The sequence below is a fragment of the Roseateles sp. genome, from assembly GCF_039595295.1.
GTDB lineage: Bacteria > Pseudomonadota > Gammaproteobacteria > Burkholderiales > Burkholderiaceae_C > Roseateles.
This window is the reverse complement of record NZ_JBCNLU010000045.1, coordinates 1-19,664: the sequence shown is the minus strand read 5'-3', so window position 1 is coordinate 19,664 and position 19,664 is coordinate 1. Positions and strand designations below refer to the sequence as shown.

The window sequence follows — 19,664 nt, the reverse complement described above, 5'->3', positions numbered from 1 at the left end:
GACCGGCCAGTCGAGCGCGCTCAGTAGGTGCCTTGACCCTTGGGCATCGCGGGACGGGTCTCGACCGGGAAGGGATCGCGCTGCGTGCGGTTGCCGTCGCGCGGCGCGCTGTTGAACTGCTTGTCGACGAAGCGCAGCATCGGATCGACACGCGCGGCCCAGCTGGCCTCGTCATGCGTCGCGCCCTGGACTTCCAGATAGCCGAGGTCGCCGGCCGCCCAGCCGCGCGCGTAGAGCACCGAGCGCAGCTTGCGCAGCTGCTTGATCGCATCGGCGCCTTCGCCGCTGCCCATGTCCAGCCACAGCTTGGGACGCGCGACCGACATCGGCAGCGGCGTCTTCTGCGTGTCGCGGATCGGGAACTCGTCGTCCCACCAGAGCGAGGGCGAGACGACCAGCGCCGTCCCGTAGACGTCGCCGTGATGCACCGCGAGCCACAAGCTCATGATGCCGCCCAGCGAGGAGCCGCCCACCGCCGTGTGCCCGGCGTCGGGCAGGGTGCGGTAGCGGGCGTCGATCGCCGGCTTGAGCTGCGCGATCAGGTAGCGCGCGTAGTCCGCCGCCTTGCCGCCCTGCGTATAGCCCTCGCGGTTCATCTTGGTGGCCGTGTACTCGGAGATGCGGTCCGGCGTGTTGGACACGGCCACGATGATCAGCGGCTGGATCTGGCCGCTGACGACCAGGTGTTGCGCGGTCTCGTCGACTTGCCATTCGGCGCCGGCCGCGGCCGCGTCGAAGACGTTCTGGCCGTCGTGCAGATAGAGCACCGGATAACGGCGCGCGGTGTCGCGCTCGTAGTTGGGGGGCAGCCAGACCTGCACCGCGCGCGGGGCCAGCGGGCCGCCGGGCAGCGGGTCCAGGCGCTCGATGGTGCCGGCGCGGCTCAGCGAGATGGGCGCGCCCGGCGCGTTGAAGGCGCGCGACACGCGCACGACTTCGGACACCAGCTCCAGCGAGCGATTGCCGCCGGTCTCCCAGCCTGCCTCGTTCTCGGCCTGGCCGGGGCGCTCGATGCGGAACTTGTAGGGCACGTTGCCGCCGGCGGGGATCTTGTCGAAGACCGCCTCGGCCACGTAGCGGCCGGCGTTCTCGGCGCTCTCTGCGTCGTTGTCCTTGCCCAGGCCGGCCTTGCGCGCAGCCAGCGACATCGTCCAGCTCAGCGGCGCCGCGCCGCCGCGCACGCCGATCACATCGCGCGCCGGATCGAAACGGCCGGCGCGGATCTCCTCGCGCATGTCGATGTCGAAGATCACCCGCACCGCCGCCGACGCCTGCGCGCCGACAAGCAGCAGCAACAGCGCCGCAACGAAGCGCATGAAGACGGAAGCGGCCGGAGCGGCTGCCGCGCGGCGCGGGAGCGCGCGAGGCGAGGAGCCCGACAGCGGGCGGAGGAACGAGAGCAGGATGGCAGTCATGGATCGGTCGATGCGAAGCGGGCCGGCGCCGTGAGCCGGCGCCGGGGCCGCCTCACGGGTCGAGGCCACGGGCCGCGACCGGCCCGGACCTCAACGGAGCACGACCATATCAGTTCGGCGATGCAGCAGTGTTGCCACGCCGTGCTCGCCGTCGTCGTTCACCAGCGCGAAGGCGTGCTCGATGTCGGGCGCGAGGTAGTGGTCCTCGTGCATGGCCGGGCAGCGCGTGCGCAGCAGCGCATGCACGTCCTCCAGCGCCGCCGAGCTGCGCAGCGGACGCAGGAACTCGATGCCCTGCGCGGCGGCCAGCAGCTCGATGGCGACGATGTGGGCGGTGTTGTCCAGCATCGCGCCCAGACGCCGCGCGCCGAAGGTCGCCATCGACACGTGGTCCTCCTGGTTGGCCGAGGTCGGCAGGCTGTCCACGCTGGCCGGATGGGCGAGCGACTTGTTCTCGCTGGCCAGCGCCGCGGCGGTGACGTGGGCGATCATGAAACCGCTGTTCAGGCCGGCGTTCTCGGTCAGGAAGGGCGGCAGGCGCGACACGCCGGTGTCGATCAGCATGGCGATGCGGCGCTCGGCGATGGCGCCGACTTCCGCGACCGCGCAGGCCAGCGCGTCGGCGGCCAGGGCCACCGGCTCGGCGTGGAAGTTGCCGCCGCTGATCATGGTCGGGACGCCTTCCTCGGGCGCGAAGACCAGCGGGTTGTCGGTCACCGCGTTGGCCTCGCGCAGCAGCACGTCGCGGACGTAGCGCGACTGGTCCAGGCAGGCGCCCATGACCTGCGGCTGGCAGCGCAGGCAGTAGGGGTCCTGCACGCGGTCGTCGCCGTCGCGATGCGACTGGCGGATCGCGCTGCCCGCGAGCAGCTGCCGATACGCGGCCGCGGCCTCGATCTGACCGGGCTGGCCGCGCACCTCGTGGATGCGGGGATCGAAGGGGCCGTCGCTGCCGCGCGCGGCGTCCAGGCTCAGCGCGCCGCTGACGACGGCGGCGGCATAGACGGTCTCGAAGCGCAGCAGCGCGTCCAGCGCCAGCGCGGTCGAGGTCTGCGTGCCGTTGATCAGCGCCAGGCCTTCCTTGGCCTCCAGCACCAGCGGCTTCAGGCCGGCCTTCTCGATCTCGGCCAGGGCGGGCTTGCGCTGGCCGTCGACCAGCATCTCGCCTTCGCCCATCAGCGCCAGCGTCATGTGCGACAGCGGGGCCAGGTCGCCCGAGGCGCCCACCGAGCCCTGCGCCGGCACGTAGGGCACCAGGCCCGCGTTGAAGGCGTCGAGGATGCATTGCACGACGGACTCGCGCACGCCGGAGAAGCCGCGCGCCAGCGAGGCCGCCTTGGTCGCCAGCATCAGCCGCACGACGGCCGGCGCCAGCGGCGCGCCCACGCCCACGCAGTGCGAGCGGATCAGGTTGCGCTGCAGCGCGGCCAGCTCGTCCTTGCCGATGCGCTTGGACGCGAGCTTGCCGAAGCCGGTGTTGACGCCGTAGACCGGGTCGTCGCCGGCCGCGGCGGCCTGCACGACGGCGGCGCCGCGGCGCACCGCGGGCCAGGCGTCCGGATGCAGGGCCAGCGAGACGTCGCCGGCGCGGATGCGGCGCAGCTGCTCGAGCGACAGCTGGCCGGGGATGAGGTGCATGGAAGTCGTCATGGGGACTCGAAGAGAAAACGGATTCGATGACGGGACCGGAGATCGATCCCGGATTGGACACCTGCGCGGTGCTTGTCGGTGAGCGCCGAAGCTCAGCGATCGAGCATCGGCAGCTTCAGGCCGCGCTCGCGGGCCGTGGTCTGGGCGATCTCGTAGCCGGCGTCGGCATGGCGCATGACGCCGGTGCCCGGATCGTTCCACAGCACGCGGGCGATGCGCTTGTCGGCGGCTTCCGTGCCGTCGCAGACGATCACCACGCCGCTGTGCTGCGAGTAGCCCATGCCCACGCCGCCGCCGTGGTGCAGCGACACCCAGGTCGCGCCGCCGGCGGTGTTGAGCATGGCGTTGAGCAGCGGCCAGTCGGACACGGCGTCCGAGCCGTCCCGCATGGCCTCGGTCTCGCGGTTGGGGCTGGCGACCGAGCCGGAGTCCAGGTGGTCGCGGCCGATCACGATCGGGGCCTTGAGCTCGCCCGTGCGGACCATCTCGTTGAAGGCCAGGCCGGCCTTGTGGCGCTCGCCCAGGCCCAGCCAGCAGATGCGCGCGGGCAGGCCCTGGAAGGCGATGCGCTCGCGCGCCATGTCCAGCCAGCGGTGGACGCCGGCGTGGTGCGGGAAGAGCTCCTTGATCTTGGCGTCGGTCTTGTAGATGTCCTCGGGATCGCCGGACAGGGCGACCCAGCGGAAGGGACCGCGGCCCTCGCAGAACTGCGGGCGCACGTAGGCGGGCACGAAGCCGGGGAAGTCGAAGGCGTTCTTCACGCCCTGGTCGAAGGCGACCTGGCGGATGTTGTTGCCGTAGTCGACGGTGGCGATGCCCATGGCCTGGAAGTCCAGCATCGCCTGCACGTGCACGGCGCAGCCGCGCGCGGCGGCGGCCTTCAGGTCGGCGTGCTTGGACGCGTCGCCCGCGGCGGCCTTCCATTGCTCCACGGTCCAGCCCACCGGCAGGTAGCCGTTGATCAGGTCGTGCGCCGAGGTCTGGTCGGTGACCAGGTCCGGCTTGATCGCGCTGCCGGCCTTCACGCGGGCGACCAGCTGCGGGAGCACCTCCGCCGCGTTGCCCAGCAGCGCGATGGAGACGGCCTTCTTCTCGGCCGTGTACTTGGCGATGCGGGCCAGCGCGTCGTCCAGGTCCGTGGCTTGCTCGTCGACGTAGCGGGTCTTGAGGCGGAAGTCGATGCGCGACTGCTGGCACTCGACGGTCAGCGAGCAAGCGCCGGCGAAGGTTGCCGCCAGAGGCTGCGCGCCGCCCATGCCGCCCAGACCGGCGGTCAGCACCCAGCGGCCGACCATGTCGCCGCCGAAGTGTTGGCGGCCGGCCTCGGCGAAGGTCTCATAGGTGCCCTGCACGATGCCCTGCGAGCCGATGTAGATCCACGAGCCGGCCGTCATCTGGCCGTACATCATCAGACCCTTGCGATCCAGCTCGTTGAAGTGTTCCCAGTTGGCCCAGGCCGGCACCAGGTTGGAGTTGGCCAGCAGCACGCGCGGCGCGTCCACATGCGACGGGAAGACGCCGACCGGCTTGCCCGACTGGATCAGCAGGGTCTCGTCTTCGTTGAGGTTCTTGAGCGACGTGAGGATCTGCTCGAAGCAGTCCCAGTTGCGCGCCGCCTTGCCGATGCCGCCGTAGACGACCAGGGCCTCGGGGTTCTCGGCCACGACCGGGTCCAGGTTGTTCTGGATCATCCGGTAGGCGGCCTCGATCAGCCAGTTCTTGCAGGTCAGTTGCGTGCCGACGGGGGCGCGGACGACGCGGGGTTGGGCGTTGCTCATGGTTGAGGTCCTTCAGGGATTCAGTAATTCGGAACGATTCAAGGAAGCGGGGGCGAGCGTGCGCGCTCAGCGGCGGCCGGGCGCGGTCTCGCCGTCGGGATAGATCATGGTGGCCGGCACGCGCATGGAGCGCTTGGCCAGCGGGTAATAGACCAGCGAGGTCAGGACCAGGCTGACGATCCAGGAGATGTCGGCGCCGCCCAGCAGATCGGCCAGCGGGCCGCGGTACAGCTTCTGGTTGAGGAAGGGGATCTGCACCAGCACGCCCATCACGTAGCAGCACAGCGCCATCCCGTTGTACGCGCCGTAGCGGCCGTTCGGGTCGTAGAGCGCGGGGATGTCGACCTTCTCGCGCGAGACCAGGTAGTAGTCGACCAGGTTGATGGCGCTCCAGGGCACGAAGACCGCCAGCAGCAACAGGACGAAGTTCTTGAAGTTGTTCAGGAAGTCCGCGCTGGCCAGCACCGCCACCGCCATGGACAGCGCGACGAAGCCCAGGATGGCCGCCATGCGCGCCGCCGGTCCGATGCGCAGCGAGGGGCGGAAGGCGCTGATGGTGGTCAGCAGCGTCATGCAGCCGCCGTAGGCGTTCAGGCAGTTGACGGTGAGCTTGCCGGCCACGATGACGACGTAGATCGCGGCTGCCACGGCGGGGCCGGCGAGCTCGCCCATGAAGCCGACCTGGTTCTTCAGGAAGCCGCCGCCCACGGCCGCGACCAGCACGCCGAAGGTCATCGCCAGCTGGGCGCCGAGCACGGTGCCGCTGAAGGTGGTCCAGAAGGCGCGTGACGTCGACGTGCTGGTGGGCAGGTAGCGCGAGTAGTCCGCCACATAGGGCGCGAAGGTCATCTGCCAGCCGGCCGCCAGCGCCATGGTCAGCAGCAGCGAGGCCAGCGAGAAGGGCTTCTGGCCGAAGGCCGAGGCGATGTCGTGCTGCTGGAACAGCCGCAGCGCCAGATAGCCGAAGCCGATGATGCCCAGCACCGTGGAGATGCGGCCCACGACGTGGATCAGCCGGTAGCCGACGGTGGCGATCAGCGCGGTCAGGCCGCCGAAGATCAGGATGCCGATCAGCGGCGACTGCGCGCCCAGCAGCAGGTTGATCGCCTGACCGGAGAGCACGGTGCCGGTGGCGGCGAAGCCCAGGTACATGACCAGCGTGAGCATCAGGGGCAGGGCCGCGCCCTTGACGCCGAACTGCACGCGGCTGGAGATCATCTGCGGCAGGCCCAGCCGCGGGCCCTGCGCCGAATGCAGCGCCATCACCGCGCCGCCCAGCAGGTTGCCCAGCAACAGGCCGACGATGGCGGTCAGCGCCTCGGCGCCGAAGACGATGGCCAGCGCGCCGTCGACCACCGCGGTGATCTGCAGGTTGGCCGCCATCCAGAGGCTGAACTGACTGCTGGGCTGGCCGTAGCGTTCGCGCTCGGGGACGCGGTCGATGCTGCGGGTCTCCAGCAGCCGGGACGGCGCCGCGGACGCGGTGGCCGCGCCGTGAGGCGTCGGCGGGGACGCGGCGGAGGTCGATACGGTCATGGACAGGTCTCCTGGTTCATCGCGTCTTGCAGCGCGACTGCGGCGGACTCTAGTTGTCTATACAAGTACAGTCAAGTAGGATGCGACCCCATGGCGAGCAAGTCATCCAGCGTCCCGGCCGGCGGTCCGGCGCCGCAATATCTGAAGGTCAAGACCCACCTGCGCGAGGGCATCGCCAGCGGCCGCTGGCGGCCCGGCGAGCGCTTGCCGTCGGAGTCCGAGTTGACCGAGCAGTTCGGCGTCAGCCGCATGACGGTCAACCGCGCGCTGCGTGAGTTGCATCAGGAGGGCATGGTCGATCGGGTGCAGGGCGTGGGCAGCTTCGTCGCGGAGCTGCATCGCATCGCGTCGACGCTGACGGTGCGCGACGTGCATGAGGAGATCGCCGCCCGCAACCACCGCCACGAGGCCAAGGTCCACGTGCTGGAGGCGATCAAGGCGGACGCGGAGCAGGCCGGGCAGTTTGGGCTGCGCGCCGGCGCGACGCTGTTCCACAGCGTCATCGTGCATCGCGAGAACGGCGTGGCCATCCAGTGCGAGGACCGGCTGGTGAATCCCGCCGTCGCCCCCGATTACATGAAGCAGGACTTCGAGCGCGTGACCCCGACGCACTATCTGTTGGAGGTGGCGCCGCTGTCGGAGGCCCGCTATACGATCGAAGCGGAGATGCCCAATGCGCTGGAAGCGCGGCTGCTGGGCATGCCGCGCGGAGAGCCCTGTCTGGTGGTCAAGCGCGCGACCTCCAGCCTGGGGCGCACGGTGACCTCGGTGCGCCTGGTGCATCCGGGCAGCCGATATTTCCTCGAAGGCAGCTTCCAGGCGTGACGCCTCGGAAAGCCGATGACATCGGACCCCATGGCGGCGATCCCTGCGATGGACCATGGGATGACTCACGAATCTGAAGGTGTGCAGGACATGAGCTGGATGAGGATCACCGCCGACGAGGTCGTGCCGACCCCGTGGCGCAACGGCGGCGGACGCACGCGGGAACTGCTCGCGTGGCCGCATGCGACGGACTGGAAGGTCCGCATCAGCGTCGCCGACATCGACAAGGACGGACCCTTCTCCGCCTTCCCCGGCGTGGACCGCTGGTTCGGCGTGCTGTCGGGCAAGGGGGTGCATCTGATGGGCCGTTATCTGCGCCAGGGCGACGGCATCCTGGCCTTCCGCGGCGAGGAAGCGCCCGACTGCGTGCTGATCGACGGTCCGACGCAGGACTTCAATGCGATGCACCGCCGCGACGCCGGCGTGTTTCGCGTGCTGCCGGCCGATCGCCCTTTCATCCCGGCCGGCGCGACCTGGCTGGGTCTGTTTACCGAGCGCGGCGGCCTGCTGGTGCACGGGCACCGCTCGGTGCCGCTGGCGCCGCACACCCTGGCCTGGTGCGAGTCGCCGGCCGCGCAGAGCTGCGTCTTCGACGACGGCGATCAGCACGGCCCCGCGTGGTGGCTGGTCTGGAGCGACACATGAGCGCGACGATGACAAGGACGACGTCTTCCATGGAGACGCAGCGGCGCATGCTGTGGACCGGCGCGACGCTGACGACGCTGGCCGGTGAGCGCGACTGGGGCCTGGTGGCCGACGGCGCGCTGGCGGTCCAGGGCGAGCGGCTCGCGTGGGTCGGTGCGATCGCGGACTTGCCCGCCGAATGGCGCAGGGCCGATGTCGAGGTCATCGACCTGGGCGGCGCGCTGGTGACGCCCGGCTTGATCGATTGCCACACGCATCTGGTCTATGGCGGCGAGCGCTCGGCGGAATTCGAGCTGCGTCTGCAAGGCGCGACCTACGAGGAGATCGCGCGCGCGGGCGGCGGCATCCGCTCCACGGTGGCCGCGACGCGGCGCGCCAGCGAGGATGAGCTGCATGCGCTGGCCGTGCCGCGCGCTCGCGCGCTGATGGCGGAAGGGCTGACCACGCTGGAAGTGAAGTCCGGTTACGGCCTGTCGCTGGAGGACGAGGCCAAGTGCCTGAGCGCCGCGCGGCGGCTGGGCGAGCTGGGGCTGTCGGTGCGCACGACCTACCTCGGCGCGCACGCCTTGCCGCCCGAGTTCGAAGGCCGCCAGGAGGCCTATGTCGACGCGGTCTGCGCCTGGCTGCCGGAGCTGATGCGGCAAGGCCTGGTCGACGCAGTCGACGCCTTCTGCGAGCGCATCGCCTTTTCGCCCGAGCAGACGCGTCGCGTCTTCGAGACCGCGCGCACGCTGGGCCTGCCGGTCAAGCTGCATGCGGAGCAGCTCAGCGACCAGGGCGGCGCCGTGCTGGCGGCCGAGTTCAACGCGCTGTCCTGCGACCACCTCGAGTACCTGAGCGACGCGGGCATCGCGGCGATGGCGAAGTCGGGGACGGTGGCGGTGTTGCTGCCCGGCGCCTTCTACTTCCTGCGCGAAACCAAGCTGCCCCCGATCGCCGCGCTGCGCGAGGCAGGCGTGCCGATCGCGATCGCGACGGATCACAACCCGGGCAGTTCGCCGGGCCTGTCGCTGCTGCTGATGCTCAACATGGCCTGCACCTTCTTCCGCATGACGCCGGAGGAGGCGCTGCGCGGCCTGACGGTGAACGCGGCGCGGGCGCTGGGCTTGCCCGATCGCGGCCGGCTGGCCGCCGGTCTGCGCGCCGACTTCTGCGTCTGGGATGCGACCCACCCGCGCGAGCTGGCCTACTGGTTCGGCCGCAATCCGCTGCGATTCGCGGTGGCCGGCGGGCGCTCGCGGATGAGCGTGCACCAGTGAGCGCGCGCTGAGAGAGACAACGAGGAACGAGCGATGAAGCACGATGTCTTTGAACTGCGGCGCGGCCGCACCCCGCTGCTGATCAGCATGCCGCACGTGGGCCGCGAGATCCCCGAGGACCAGCGCCACCGCTACGTCGAGCGCGCGCTGGGCAGCGAGGACACCGACTGGCATCTGGAGCCGCTGTATGCGCCGCTGGCCGAGCAGCTCGGCGCGGGGCTGCTGATCCCGCGCTACTCGCGCTACCTGATCGACCTGAACCGCCCGCCCGAGGACACGCCGATGTATCCCGGCGCGTCCAATACCGAGCTCTGCCCGACGCGCTTCTTCACCGGCGAGCCGCTCTACCGGGACGGCCAGGCGCCGGACGCGGAAGAGAAACAGCGGCGCGTCCAGACCTACTGGGCGCCCTATCACCAGGCCTTGCAGGGCGAGCTCCAGCGCCTGCGCCAGGAGCACGGCCACGCCTTGCTCTTCGAGGCGCACAGCATCCGCTCGGAGTTGCCCTGGCTCTTCGAGGGCCGGCTGCCCGACCTGAACATCGGCACGGTGGAGGGCAAGTCCTGCCGCCAGGCCACGCGCCAGGCGATGGAGATCGTGCTGTCCTCGCAGAGCGATTTCAGCTGGGTCGTCGACGGCCGCTTCAAGGGCGGCTACATCACGCGGCAGTATGGCCGGCCCGAGCTCGGCCAGCAGGCCGTGCAGCTGGAGATGTGCTACCGCTGCTACATGGTCGAGGGCGAGATGGGCTTCACCGGCTATGAGCTCGACGACGCCTGCGTTGAGCGGGTGCGCCCCGTGCTGTCCATGCTGCTGCAAGGCTATCTGCTGGCGAATCCCAGCCGCAAGTCCGAAGGCGGTCAAGGGGGGGGCGCATGAGCGGGGTCACGAGCGGGAACACCGGCGGGAATACGAACGGCACCGCTTTCCACGCGCCGCTGGCCTGGCTGGACGGACGCTGGCAAGCGGACGTGCTGCTGCGCGCGGATGCCGAAGGCCATTGGGTCGAAGTGACAGCCGGCGTGCCGGCGGCCGAGGCACCGATCGACGCGCGTCGGCTGGATGGTCCCGTGCTGCCCAGCCTGGTCGATGCGCACAGCCACGCTTTCCAGCGCGCCTTCGTCGGCCTGGCCGAGCAGCGCGACAGCGAGGCCGATGACTTCTGGTCCTGGCGCGACCGCATGTACTGCGTCGCGCTGCGCGTCACGCCCCAGCAGCTCAAGACCATCGCCGCGCAGCTCTACACCGAGCTGCTGGCCGGCGGCTACACGCAGGTCTGCGAGTTCCATTACCTGCACCACCGCGAGGACGGCACGCCCTACGAGGACGAGCTGACCATGGCCTTCGCCCTCGCCGAGGCGGCGCAGGAGGTCGGCATCGGCCTGACCTTGCTGCCGGTGCTTTACGCGCATGCGGGCTTCGCCCAGCCGGCCCTGCGCGACACGCAGCGCCGCTTCCGCACCGACGCCCCATGGGTCTGGAACGCTTGCCAGCGCCTCAACGCGGCCGGCCTGCCGCTGGTGCGGGCGGGCGTGGCGCTGCACTCGCTGCGGGCGGCGCATCCCGAGGATGTGCGGGCGCTGCAGTCGCTGGTCGGCGACGCCGACATCCCCATCCACATCCACGTCGCCGAGCAGATGCAGGAGGTGAACGACTGCGTCGCCGCCACCGGCAAGCGGCCGCTGGACTTCCTGGCCGATCACGGCCTGGATCCGCGCTGGCAGCTGGTGCATGCGACGCACTCGACGCGCGAGGAGATCGCCCGCATCGCCGCCAGCGGCGCCGGCGTGGTGATCTGCCCCGGCACCGAGGCCAACCTGGGCGACGGGCTGGCCGATCTGGACGGCTGGCTGGGCGCCGGCGTCCCCATGACGGTGGGCTCGGACAGCCAGGTCACCCGCGGCTGGGTGGAGGAGCTGCGCTGGCTGGAGTATGGCCAGCGCCTGGGCCTGCAGCGGCGCAATGTCGCGGCCCGGCCGGGCGTGCAGCCGTCGACGGCGGCGCGGCTCTTCGATGCCAGCCTGGCGGGCAGCGCGCGGGCGGCCGGGTTGCCCGCCTGGGGCCTGGTGCCCGGCGCGCGGGCAGACTTCCTGGTGCTGGACGTCGAGGCCGACGGCTTGGCCGGCCTGCCGGCGGCGTCGCTGCTGGACGGGCTGGTCTTCGGCAGCCAGGGGGCGACCTGGCGCGAGGTCGTCGTGGCCGGCCAGCGGCGCGCGACGGTGGACGCTGATCGCCGCCGGCAGTACGTCGCGACCCTGTCGGCGCTGTGGGGCTGAGGCCGCGCTGAGACGGCGCTGGCGCCCTGGAGGTGTCCTGAGGCCGCGCGGACGCCCCATGGCCACGGGGCATCCCCGTTCCATGGGCTTACCGGCTGGCACGCCGGCTGCTACGCTTTCCCGAGCGGTCAACACAACGTTGGGAAATGCCATGTGGTCACTGCGCAACTACACCATCCGTACGCGCCTGATGGCGCTGGGCCTGCTGTCGGTGCTGGCGCTGCTGCTGATCGGCACCTTCACCTTCTTCAACATCGCGTCCATCCTCACGCCGCTGGCGCAGGCGGTGTCGACCACGGAGCGCATCGCGCGCCAGGACCTGAGCGAGCCCATCAACGTGCGCGGCACCGACGAGACCGCTGTCATGATGCGCGGCGTGGAGGGCATGCAGTCCTCGATCCGCGACGTGGTCAGCGGCGTGCGCAACGCCACCGAGAGCATCGCGACCGCGTCGCGGGAGGTCGCCGGCGGTGCGCAGGACCTGAGCAACCGCACCGAGCAGACGGCCTCGAATCTCGAGGAGACCGCGTCCGCGATGGAGCAGCTCACCGCGAGCGTGCAGCACAACGCCGACTCGGCCCGCCAGGCCAACGCGCTGGCTGAGGAGGCCGCGGTCGTGGCCGGGCGCGGCGTGTCGGTGGTCGGCGAGGTGGTCCAGACCATGGGCCGCATCAGCGCCTCCTCGACCCGCATCGGCGACATCATCGGCACCATCGACGGCATCGCCTTCCAGACCAACATCCTGGCATTGAATGCGGCGGTGGAAGCGGCGCGGGCGGGCGAGCAGGGACGCGGCTTCGCCGTCGTGGCGTCGGAAGTGCGCTCGCTGGCGCAGCGCAGCGCCGAGGCGGCCAAGGAGATCAAGCAGCTCATCACCGAGAGCGGCGAGAGCGTCGCCAGCGGCGCCGCGCTGGTCGAGCGGGCGGGCGAGACCATGCATGAGATCTCCGATTCGATCTCGCGGGTGTCGCGCATCGTGGCGGAGATCAGCCATGCGACCGTGGAGCAGAGCGGCGGCATCAACCAGATCGGCTCGGCGATCTCGCAGCTGGATCAGATGACGCAGCAGAACGCCGCGCTGGTCGAGGAATCGGCCGCCGCCGCGCAGAGCCTGCAGCACCAGGCCGACGCGCTGTCGCAGACGGTGGCGGTGTTCAAGCTGGCGTGATCAGGTGGGCTGGAACTGCACCCGGTTCCGGCCCGAATCCTTCGCGACGTACAGCGCCTGATCGGCGAGCTCGATCAGCTGCTGCGGGCGCGCGGGCGCGGCGCCCGCCGCCAGACCGATGCTGATGGTGACGCGCAGGCCGCGGGTCAGCTCGCCCCAGGAATGGCCGGCGACGACGGCGCGCAGGCGCTCGCAGATCTCCTGCGCCTTGGCGGGCGTGGCGCCGACGAAGACGAGCATGAACTCCTCGCCGCCGACGCGGGCGATGAGGTCGGCGCTGCGCAGCTGGCGCTTCACCAGTTGCGCGACCTTCTGCAACACTTGGTCGCCGATGCCGTGGCCGAAGCCGTCGTTGACCTGCTTGAAGTGGTCGATGTCCAGCATGCCCAGCGCGATGCCCTGGCCCTCCTGGCGCGCGCGCTCCAGCAGCAGCGGCAGCGCGAACTCGGCATGCCGACGGTTGTTCAGGCCGGTCAGCGCGTCCTCATGGGCCATGCGGCCCAGCTCGGCCGCCTCGTGGCGCAAGCGCTGCTGTTCCTGCTCCGCCTGATTGGCGCGCTCGCGCTCGCGGCGCGCGTCCTGCAGGGCGTGTTCGGCGCGCGCCTGCGCCTGCTCGAATTCCTGGCGGATCAGCATGGCTTCGGTCTGCAGCGCCATCGCGTTACGGGCGGATTGGCGCTCCAGCGCGGACAGCAGCTCATGCGCCTCCAAGGCCTTGGCCGGCTCGCCGCGTTGCTTGTAGCCGCGGTGCATCGCGATGGCGAGCTGCCGCCTCAGGCGCGCCGGCAGCTGATGCGGCGCGGGCTGGGCGACCAGCATCCGCATGGCCTCCAGCGCCTCGAAGGCATCGGTGGCGCCGGCACCGTCGTCGCGCTTGAGCTGCAGCTGCGCCCGCTGCGCGCGGGCCTGCTGGACCAGTCCCGCATAGCCGTTGCGCAGCGAGAGCTGCTCGTATTCATCGGTGATCGCGAGCGCCTCGTCGATCGCGCCGGCGCCAAGCTGGAACTCCACCAGGTTGGACAGCGAGACCACGATCAGGAAGGGATTGCCTTCCTCGCGGACCAGCTCGGCGGCACGCACCGCGTAAGGCTCGGCCTGGGCGAGCGCGATCGCGGCGGCGGCGGGCTCGTCGTCGCGCAGCGCCTCGCCATGCGCCTGCAACCAGAAGTGGGCCAGGTTGTTCAGGCAGCTGAGCATCAGCTCGCGATCGCTGGCGTCGTGCTGCTGCTGGGCGATCTCCAGCGCCTGCAGCGTGTCGCGGCAGGCCTGGTCGATCTGGTCCGCGATGGCGTTGGCCACCGCCAGCCGGTTCAGCGCCCAGGCCTCGCGCACTGGATCGCTGGCGCGCCGCGCGGCGGCCAGCGCCTGCCAGCCGGCCTGGATGGCGTCGCGGCCCATCTGGAACTGCGCGTAGACGTAGCAGAGCTCGGTCATCGCCTCGGCGATCCAGCGGTCCTGGTCGGGGCCGTCGATCGCGTGGGCGACGGCGACGGCCTCGCTGGCGCGGCGCAGGGCGGCTTGCAGATCGCCCTGGCGGGGAAGGTTGTGGGCGATCAGGATCAGCGCCCGGGCGCGGTCGCGCTCCGAGTTCGCCGCCACCAGCGCGAGCTCCATCGCATCGGTGGCGTCGCGGTAGGCGCCGCGGCGGCTCAGATGCAGGGCACGGGCGAGCTCGCGTTCGAACAAGCGGTTCTCCTCTCCAGATGCCGCAGCATTGGGCGATCCACGCACCGCGTCAATGGCGGTCCGCCCCAGGGCGGGCCGATACAGTCGCGTCCATGCCAAATGTCTCGAAAGCCCGGCGCACGACCAGGCCCCCTTCGGCGTCGCCAGCAACGCCCGTTCCTGCCCTCTTGCCCGCCACCGGCCGCCTGCTCGTGGGTGTGGACTTCACGAGCGCGCCGACGCGTCGCAAGCCCATCCGGTTGGCCTTCGGTCAACGCCAAGGCGCGGTGTTGAAACTCGAGCGCCAGGAGGGCATCGAGACCCTGGACGGCTTCGAGCACTGGCTGCGCACGCCCGGACCCTGGCTGGGCGGCTTCGACCTGCCGTTCGGGCTGCCGCGCGAGCTGGTCGAGACCCTGGGCTGGCCCACCGACTGGGCGCCGCTGATGGCGCATTACGCCGCGCTGTCTCGCGCGGAGATCCGCGAGACCTTTGCCGCCTTCTGCGCCGCGCGGCCAGTGGGCGGAAAATTCGCGCACCGGGCCTGCGACGGGCCGGCGGGCTCCTCGCCGAGCATGAAATGGGTAAACCCGCCGGTGGCCTACATGCTGCATGCGGGCGTGCCGCGTCTGATCGCCGCTGGCGTGCACCTGCCGGGGCTGCACGCGGGCGACGAGTCGCGCGTGGCGCTGGAGGCCTATCCCGGTCTGCTGGCGCGGGAGCTGCTGGGCACGCGCAGCTACAAGAGCGACGACCGCGCCAAGCAGACGCCCGAGCGGCTCATCGCCCGCAAGGATCTGATCGAGGCGCTGGAGCAGGGCCGCACGCGGCTGGGGCTGCGGCTCCAGATGAGCCATGCGCAGCGCGACGAACTGGTCGACGACGCCAGCGGCGACAAGCTGGATGCGGTGCTCTGTCTGATGCAGGCGGCCTGGGCCGACCAGCGCGCCGACTTCGGCCAGCCGGCCGGCATGGATGCGCTGGAGGGGTGGATCCTCTGCGCTTAGGATTTCAGGCATTCCCTTGAGGTGACAGGAGACGAGATGACCCCATCTGAACGAGCTGTGGACACGCCGCTGACGGTCGCCGTGATGGGCGCGGGCGCGGTGGGCTGCTTTTTCGGCGGCATGCTGGCGCGCGCCGGGCACGACGTGGTGCTGATCGGCCGCCCGTCGCATGTCGACGCGATCCGCGAGCACGGCCTGCGCATGGACACCCGGATGTTCGACGAGCAGGTCCGCCTGCGCGCCGACACCGAGCCCGCCGCCGCGCGGGGCGCGGACGTGGTGCTGTTCTGCGTGAAGTCGACCGACACGGTCAGCGCCGCGCGCGAACTGGAGCCCTTCCTGGGTCCGGACACGCTGCTGCTGTCGATGCAGAACGGCGTCGACAACGCGGAGCGGCTGCGCGAAGTGCTCAAGCAGCCGGTGTCGGCGGCGGTCGTCTATGTCGCGACCGAAATGGCCGGACCGGGGCATGTGAAGCATCACGGGCGCGGCGAACTGGTCATCGAGCCCGCGCCCGGCGCCGAGCGCATCGCGCAGGCCTTCGCCGGCGCAGGCGTGGCGGTGGAGATCTCGGACAACGTGCGCGGCGCGCTGTGGTCCAAGCTGCTGATCAACTGCGCCTACAACGCGCTGTCCGCGCTCAGCGATCAACCCTATGGCGAGCTGGTCAAGGGCGAGGGCGTCTGGACGGTGATGGATCAGCTGCTCGACGAGGGGCATGCGGTGGCCGAGGCCGATGGCGTCCGGCTGATCGGCGACGTCCGCGAGGCGGTGCGCAAGATCGCGGTGACGATGCCGGGGCAATACTCGTCGACGGCGCAGGACCTGCGGCGAGGCAAGCCGACCGAGATCGACCACCTGAACGGCTTCCTGGTCCGCCGCGGCGAGGCGCTGGGCGTGCCGGTGCCGGCCAATCGGGTGCTGCACACGCTGGTCCGGCTGGCGGAGCTCGGAAACGAAGAAGCCGCCTGAGCGGCGGCTTCTGGAGGATCCGCCGTCATCGAACGGCGGATCGACAGCGGATCAAGGACCGATCCGGTGCGGATCAGTAGGTGATCGTGACGGTGACCGTGTCGCTGTAGTTGCCCGGGACGATCCCGTTGAGCGAGGGCAGGCGGCCGTAGACGGTCAGGTTCTGCTGGCTGCCGGTGCCGGTGCCGGCGTACACGCCGCTGCTGTTGCCGTCGCCCCAGACCTGCGTGCGGCCGGCGTCCAGGTAGAGCTGATAGGGCAGGCTGTTGTTGCCGCTCTTCATGGCGCGTGAGCCGAAGGCCGACGCGTTGCCCGCATTGGTGCCGGCGCTCAGGGCCACGCTGTAGGGCGTGGTCTTGGTGCAGGTGACGTTGAGCGAGGTCGACGCGTCCACCGGGCCCGGCGTCTGCAGCGGATCGATGGATCCGCCGAAGGTCAGCGTGGCGCCGGTGACGTTGCAGGCGACCAGGATGGTGGCGCCGACCTGAAAGGTGCCGGAGGCGCTCGTCGGGGTGGCGGCATGAGCCGTCAGCGGCGAGATCACGGTGGCGGCGAGGGCGGCGACGGTGGCGGTGAGCGCGACCGAACGTCGCAAGACTGCGCTGATGAATCGGAACGACATGTGAGGGTTTCGAGCTTCTTGCATCGCAGGTGCCTGGCGGGCGTCTGGTGACCCCGGCGCGATGCGCTCCGTGGTCGGCCTCTGTGCCTGTCCCTGGTATCAATTGGACACGATTTTGCCGTTTTGCCCCTGTGCGCGAGTTCACGGTTGGATGCCCCACTTTTTGGGGGGACGCCCTAATCCGGCAATCGTGCACCCGATTTCGATTGGTAGCGCAATCACCCTGTCGGGAAGCTGAGCGCTGTCACGGGGGCGACAGGTGTTCGCCCCCGCGCGTTCAGCGGCGCATCAGCGTGGACTTGCCGAACAGCGATTCGATCAGGTCGACGGCCACCAGCGCCGTCTTGTTGCGCACGTCCAGCGCCGGGTTGAGCTCCATCACGTCCAGCGAGCCCAGTCGCCCGGTGTCCGCGATCATTTCCATGCACAGCTGCGCCTCGCGGTAGGTCGGGCCGCCCGGAATCGTCGTGCCGACGCCCGGCGCGATGTCCGGATCCAGGAAGTCCACGTCGAAGCTCACGTGCAGGTGGGTGTTGGCGTCCAGGGTGGCCAGGGCCAGCTCCATGGTGTGACGCATGCCCATCTCGTCGATGTAGCGCATGTCGAAGACCTCCAGGCCCACCTCATGGACGAAGCGCTTCTCGCCCTCGTCGACGCTGCGGATGCCGATCTGGCGGATCCACTTGGGATCGATGGCGGGCACATGGCCGCCGATCTCGATCAGCTGCCGCGGGCCGTGGCCGCAGAGGCAGGCCACCGGCATCCCATGGATGTTGCCGCTGGGCGTGAGCTGGCTGGTGTTGAAGTCGGCATGGGCGTCCAGCCACAGGATGCGCAGCTTCTTGCCGGTCTCGCGGCAGTGGCGGGCCACGGCGGAGATCGAGCCCAGTCCCAGGCAATGGTCACCCCCCAGCAGGATGGGCATGCGGCTCGCGCTGAGCGCCGCATGCACCGCGTCGTGCACCGCGACGTTCCAGGCGGTGACCTCGTCCAGATGGCGGTAGCCCTCCACCGGCGGCTGCCAAGGGTTGGAGGGGCCGTTCAGGTTGCCGTGATCCAGCACCTCCACGCCGTGCGCCTGCAGGGCCTCGCGCAGGCCGGCCACCCGCAGGGCCTCCGGGCCCATGCTGGCGCCTCGGGCGCCGGCGCCCACGTCGGTGGGGGCGCCGATCAGGCTGACATGTCGTGCTGTGGTCATCGCGAACCTCTTCTGGATCTGGACCCGGCTCATGACCGGGCGTGGGGGGATCAGGCCTCGCCGGCGGTGGCGCCCGTCTGGCCGATGTCGTATTCCTTCCTGAGCAAGTCCCAGGCCTCGTCGGCGGTCTCGACGTAATGGAAGAGCTGCTCGTCACCGGGGCTGATCATGCCGGTGTCCAGCAGCAGGTCGAAGTCGATCAGTCGCGACCAGAAATCGCGTCCGAACAGCAGGATCGGACGGCGCCGGCACTTGCCGGTCTGGATCAACGTGAGCGTCTCGAAGAGTTCGTCCAGCGTGCCGAAGCCGCCGGGGAAGGCCGCCAGCGCCACCGACCGGATCAGGAAGTGCATCTTGCGCAGCCCGAAGTAGTGGAAGCGGAAGCACAGCTCCGGGGTGATGTACTGGTTGGGGCGCTGCTCATGCGGCAGCACGATGTTCAGGCCGATGCTTTGGCCGCCCGCGTCATGCGCGCCGCGGTTGCCGGCTTCCATGATCCCGGGACCGCCGCCGGTGACCACGTACAGCGGATGCGGATGGTTCTTGGTGTGCGAGGTCACCAGGTGCGCGAACTTGCGCGCTTCCTCGTAATAGCCGCTCATCAGCAGACGGCGCTCGGCGCGCAGCAGCGCGTCGCTGTCGCCCGACGCGCGGGCCGCGTCGACGGCCGCCTGCGCGGACTCGCGGTCGGCGATGCGCGCGCTGCCGAAGATCACCACCGTCGACTGGATGTTCAGCTCCTGCTGAACGAGCTCGGGTTTGAGCAGCTCCAGCTGCATGCGCACCGGGCGCAACTCCGGACGGACCAGGAAGTCCGTGTCGGTGAAGGCCAGGCGATAGGCGCTGGGCGGATTGGCGTCGAACGCCGCGTCGAAGGCGGCTTGCTGCTCGGCCTCTTCCTGGGCGGAAGGGAAGTTGCGGGCGGTGAGCTTGTCGGTTCTGATCATGATTCGATGGCCCGGGAGCTTACGGGCGTTGCGGCTTAATTTGCTTGCGTCCGGAACCTGAGGTCGCGAGCGCGAGCGTCGGTTTGTTGCGCGCTGCGGTGCGTGACGAAGTGAGGTGAGCTGAGGGCGCGCTCAGTCCTTGGCGCGCCCGCGCGCGGCGTCGCCGCAGCACGGGCAACGCGGGTCGCGGGCGACGCCGAGATCGGTCCAGTTCATGCGGCGCGCGTCCAGCATCAGCAGCCGGCCCGGCAGCGCGCTGCCCATGCCGCTGAGCAGCTTGAGCGCCTCCGCCGCCTGCATGCTGCCGATGATGCCCACCAGCGGCGCGAACACGCCCATCACGGCGCAGCGCTGCTCCTCGGGCGCCTGATCCGGCGGGAAGAGACAGGCGTAGCAGGGCTGCGTGCCGTCGCGGGTGTCGTAGACCGAGAGCTGCGCATCGAAGCCCAGCGCCGCGCCGGACACCAGCGGCTTGGCGTGGCGCACGCAGGCGGCATTGATGAGGTGGCGGGTCTGGAAGTTGTCGGTGCAGTCCAGCACCACGTCGGCGGTCGGGACCAGTTCGTCGAGCAGCGCCGCATCGGCGCGCGCGATCAGCGGTCGCACCTTCGGTTCCGGATTGATCGCCGCGATGCCCGCCGCCGCCGACAGCGCCTTGGGCTGATCGACGCGGTCCAGGCTGTGGGCGATCTGGCGCTGAA

Annotated in this window: 17 protein-coding genes; 8 read left to right on the top strand and 9 right to left on the bottom strand. The window is 70.3% G+C overall.

Going from position 1 to position 19,664, the window contains the following annotated elements:
- Positions 1–20: 20 nt before the first annotated feature.
- The 4 genes from ABDW59_RS21710 to ABDW59_RS21695 all read right to left on the bottom strand — a co-directional run bounded on the left by ABDW59_RS21710 (position 21) and on the right by ABDW59_RS21695 (position 6,379).
- A complete protein-coding gene (locus tag ABDW59_RS21710) occupies positions 21–1,415 on the bottom strand; it encodes an alpha/beta hydrolase-fold protein (protein ID WP_343633038.1) in 1,395 nt (464 codons plus the stop codon).
- 90 nt (positions 1,416–1,505) lie between these two features.
- Positions 1,506–3,065, bottom strand: coding sequence for a histidine ammonia-lyase (hutH, locus tag ABDW59_RS21705; protein WP_343633036.1), 1,560 nt, complete (start codon positions 3,063–3,065; stop codon positions 1,506–1,508).
- Positions 3,066–3,157: 92 nt separating this feature from the next.
- Positions 3,158–4,843, bottom strand: a complete 1,686-nt coding sequence (gene hutU, locus ABDW59_RS21700; RefSeq protein ID WP_343633034.1) for a urocanate hydratase — start codon at positions 4,841–4,843, stop codon at positions 3,158–3,160.
- 66 nt (positions 4,844–4,909) lie between these two features.
- The gene (locus tag ABDW59_RS21695; protein ID WP_343633032.1) at positions 4,910–6,379 is read right to left on the bottom strand and encodes a cytosine permease; all 1,470 of its coding nucleotides are present in this window, start codon (positions 6,377–6,379) and stop codon (positions 4,910–4,912) included.
- 90 nt (positions 6,380–6,469) lie between these two features.
- Between ABDW59_RS21695 and hutC the strand changes: the two genes are divergently transcribed.
- The 6 genes from hutC (at position 6,470) to ABDW59_RS21665 (ending at position 12,552) form a co-directional block, all read left to right on the top strand.
- Complete coding sequence (gene hutC / locus ABDW59_RS21690; protein ID WP_343633030.1) at positions 6,470–7,204, top strand: histidine utilization repressor; 735 nt, start codon at positions 6,470–6,472, stop codon at positions 7,202–7,204.
- 60 nt (positions 7,205–7,264) lie between these two features.
- On the top strand, positions 7,265–7,849 hold the full coding sequence (locus tag ABDW59_RS21685) for a HutD family protein (RefSeq protein ID WP_343633028.1): 585 nt from the start codon (positions 7,265–7,267) through the stop codon (positions 7,847–7,849).
- Positions 7,850–7,896: 47 nt separating this feature from the next.
- The gene (hutI, locus tag ABDW59_RS21680; RefSeq protein ID WP_343633071.1) at positions 7,897–9,108 is read left to right on the top strand and encodes an imidazolonepropionase; all 1,212 of its coding nucleotides are present in this window, start codon (positions 7,897–7,899) and stop codon (positions 9,106–9,108) included.
- 33 nt (positions 9,109–9,141) lie between these two features.
- Positions 9,142–9,987: an N-formylglutamate deformylase gene (gene hutG / locus ABDW59_RS21675; protein ID WP_343633026.1), complete on the top strand. Its 846-nt coding sequence runs from the start codon at positions 9,142–9,144 to the stop codon at positions 9,985–9,987.
- On the top strand, positions 9,984–11,384 hold the full coding sequence (gene hutF / locus ABDW59_RS21670; RefSeq protein WP_343633024.1) for a formimidoylglutamate deiminase: 1,401 nt from the start codon (positions 9,984–9,986) through the stop codon (positions 11,382–11,384). Before hutG ends, hutF begins: the two co-directional genes overlap by 4 nt.
- 151 nt (positions 11,385–11,535) lie before the next feature.
- On the top strand, positions 11,536–12,552 hold the full coding sequence (locus ABDW59_RS21665) for a methyl-accepting chemotaxis protein (protein ID WP_343633022.1): 1,017 nt from the start codon (positions 11,536–11,538) through the stop codon (positions 12,550–12,552).
- Here the strand turns inward: ABDW59_RS21665 and ABDW59_RS21660 are convergent, their stop codons facing one another.
- Positions 12,553–14,238 (bottom strand): diguanylate cyclase, encoded by a 1,686-nt coding sequence (locus ABDW59_RS21660; protein ID WP_343633020.1) that lies wholly within the window; start codon positions 14,236–14,238, stop codon positions 12,553–12,555.
- A gap of 167 nt (positions 14,239–14,405) precedes the next feature.
- Between ABDW59_RS21660 and ABDW59_RS21655 the strand changes: the two genes are divergently transcribed.
- Complete coding sequence (locus tag ABDW59_RS21655; RefSeq protein ID WP_343633019.1) at positions 14,406–15,224, top strand: DUF429 domain-containing protein; 819 nt, start codon at positions 14,406–14,408, stop codon at positions 15,222–15,224.
- A gap of 69 nt (positions 15,225–15,293) precedes the next feature.
- Positions 15,294–16,196: a 2-dehydropantoate 2-reductase gene (locus tag ABDW59_RS21650; protein ID WP_343633069.1), complete on the top strand. Its 903-nt coding sequence runs from the start codon at positions 15,294–15,296 to the stop codon at positions 16,194–16,196.
- 73 nt (positions 16,197–16,269) lie between these two features.
- On the opposite strand, the gene ABDW59_RS21645 is transcribed toward ABDW59_RS21650, so the two are convergent.
- The 4 genes from ABDW59_RS21645 to ABDW59_RS21630 all read right to left on the bottom strand — a co-directional run.
- Positions 16,270–16,818, bottom strand: a complete 549-nt coding sequence (locus ABDW59_RS21645; protein WP_343633017.1) for a spore coat U domain-containing protein — start codon at positions 16,816–16,818, stop codon at positions 16,270–16,272.
- A 277-nt stretch (positions 16,819–17,095) separates the two neighbouring features.
- Entirely contained in the window at positions 17,096–18,016 is a 921-nt protein-coding gene (gene rocF / locus ABDW59_RS21640; RefSeq protein ID WP_343633015.1) for an arginase, read from the bottom strand.
- Positions 18,017–18,066: 50 nt separating this feature from the next.
- Positions 18,067–18,963, bottom strand: coding sequence for an LOG family protein (locus tag ABDW59_RS21635; RefSeq protein ID WP_343633013.1), 897 nt, complete (start codon positions 18,961–18,963; stop codon positions 18,067–18,069).
- A gap of 132 nt (positions 18,964–19,095) precedes the next feature.
- The coding region (locus ABDW59_RS21630; RefSeq protein ID WP_343633011.1) for a HesA/MoeB/ThiF family protein at positions 19,096–19,664 on the bottom strand (569 nt) is incomplete at its 5' end.

Excerpts from the sequence above, each read along its gene's own strand:
- ABDW59_RS21710 (WP_343633038.1), bottom strand. The coding sequence starts at position 1,415 with ATGACTGCCATCCTGCTCTCGTTCCTCCGCCCGCTGTCGGGCTCCTCG.
- hutH (WP_343633036.1), bottom strand. The coding sequence starts at position 3,065 with ATGACGACTTCCATGCACCTCATCCCCGGCCAGCTGTCGCTCGAGCAG.
- hutU (WP_343633034.1), bottom strand. The coding sequence starts at position 4,843 with ATGAGCAACGCCCAACCCCGCGTCGTCCGCGCCCCCGTCGGCACGCAA.
- ABDW59_RS21695 (WP_343633032.1), bottom strand. The coding sequence starts at position 6,379 with ATGACCGTATCGACCTCCGCCGCGTCCCCGCCGACGCCTCACGGCGCG.
- hutC (WP_343633030.1), top strand. The coding sequence starts at position 6,470 with ATGGCGAGCAAGTCATCCAGCGTCCCGGCCGGCGGTCCGGCGCCGCAA.
- ABDW59_RS21685 (WP_343633028.1), top strand. The coding sequence starts at position 7,265 with ATGACTCACGAATCTGAAGGTGTGCAGGACATGAGCTGGATGAGGATC.
- hutI (WP_343633071.1), top strand. The coding sequence starts at position 7,897 with ATGCTGTGGACCGGCGCGACGCTGACGACGCTGGCCGGTGAGCGCGAC.
- hutG (WP_343633026.1), top strand. The coding sequence starts at position 9,142 with ATGAAGCACGATGTCTTTGAACTGCGGCGCGGCCGCACCCCGCTGCTG.
- hutF (WP_343633024.1), top strand. The coding sequence starts at position 9,984 with ATGAGCGGGGTCACGAGCGGGAACACCGGCGGGAATACGAACGGCACC.
- ABDW59_RS21665 (WP_343633022.1), top strand. The coding sequence starts at position 11,536 with ATGTGGTCACTGCGCAACTACACCATCCGTACGCGCCTGATGGCGCTG.
- ABDW59_RS21645 (WP_343633017.1), bottom strand. The coding sequence starts at position 16,818 with ATGTCGTTCCGATTCATCAGCGCAGTCTTGCGACGTTCGGTCGCGCTC.
- rocF (WP_343633015.1), bottom strand. The coding sequence starts at position 18,016 with ATGACCACAGCACGACATGTCAGCCTGATCGGCGCCCCCACCGACGTG.
- ABDW59_RS21635 (WP_343633013.1), bottom strand. The coding sequence starts at position 18,963 with ATGATCAGAACCGACAAGCTCACCGCCCGCAACTTCCCTTCCGCCCAG.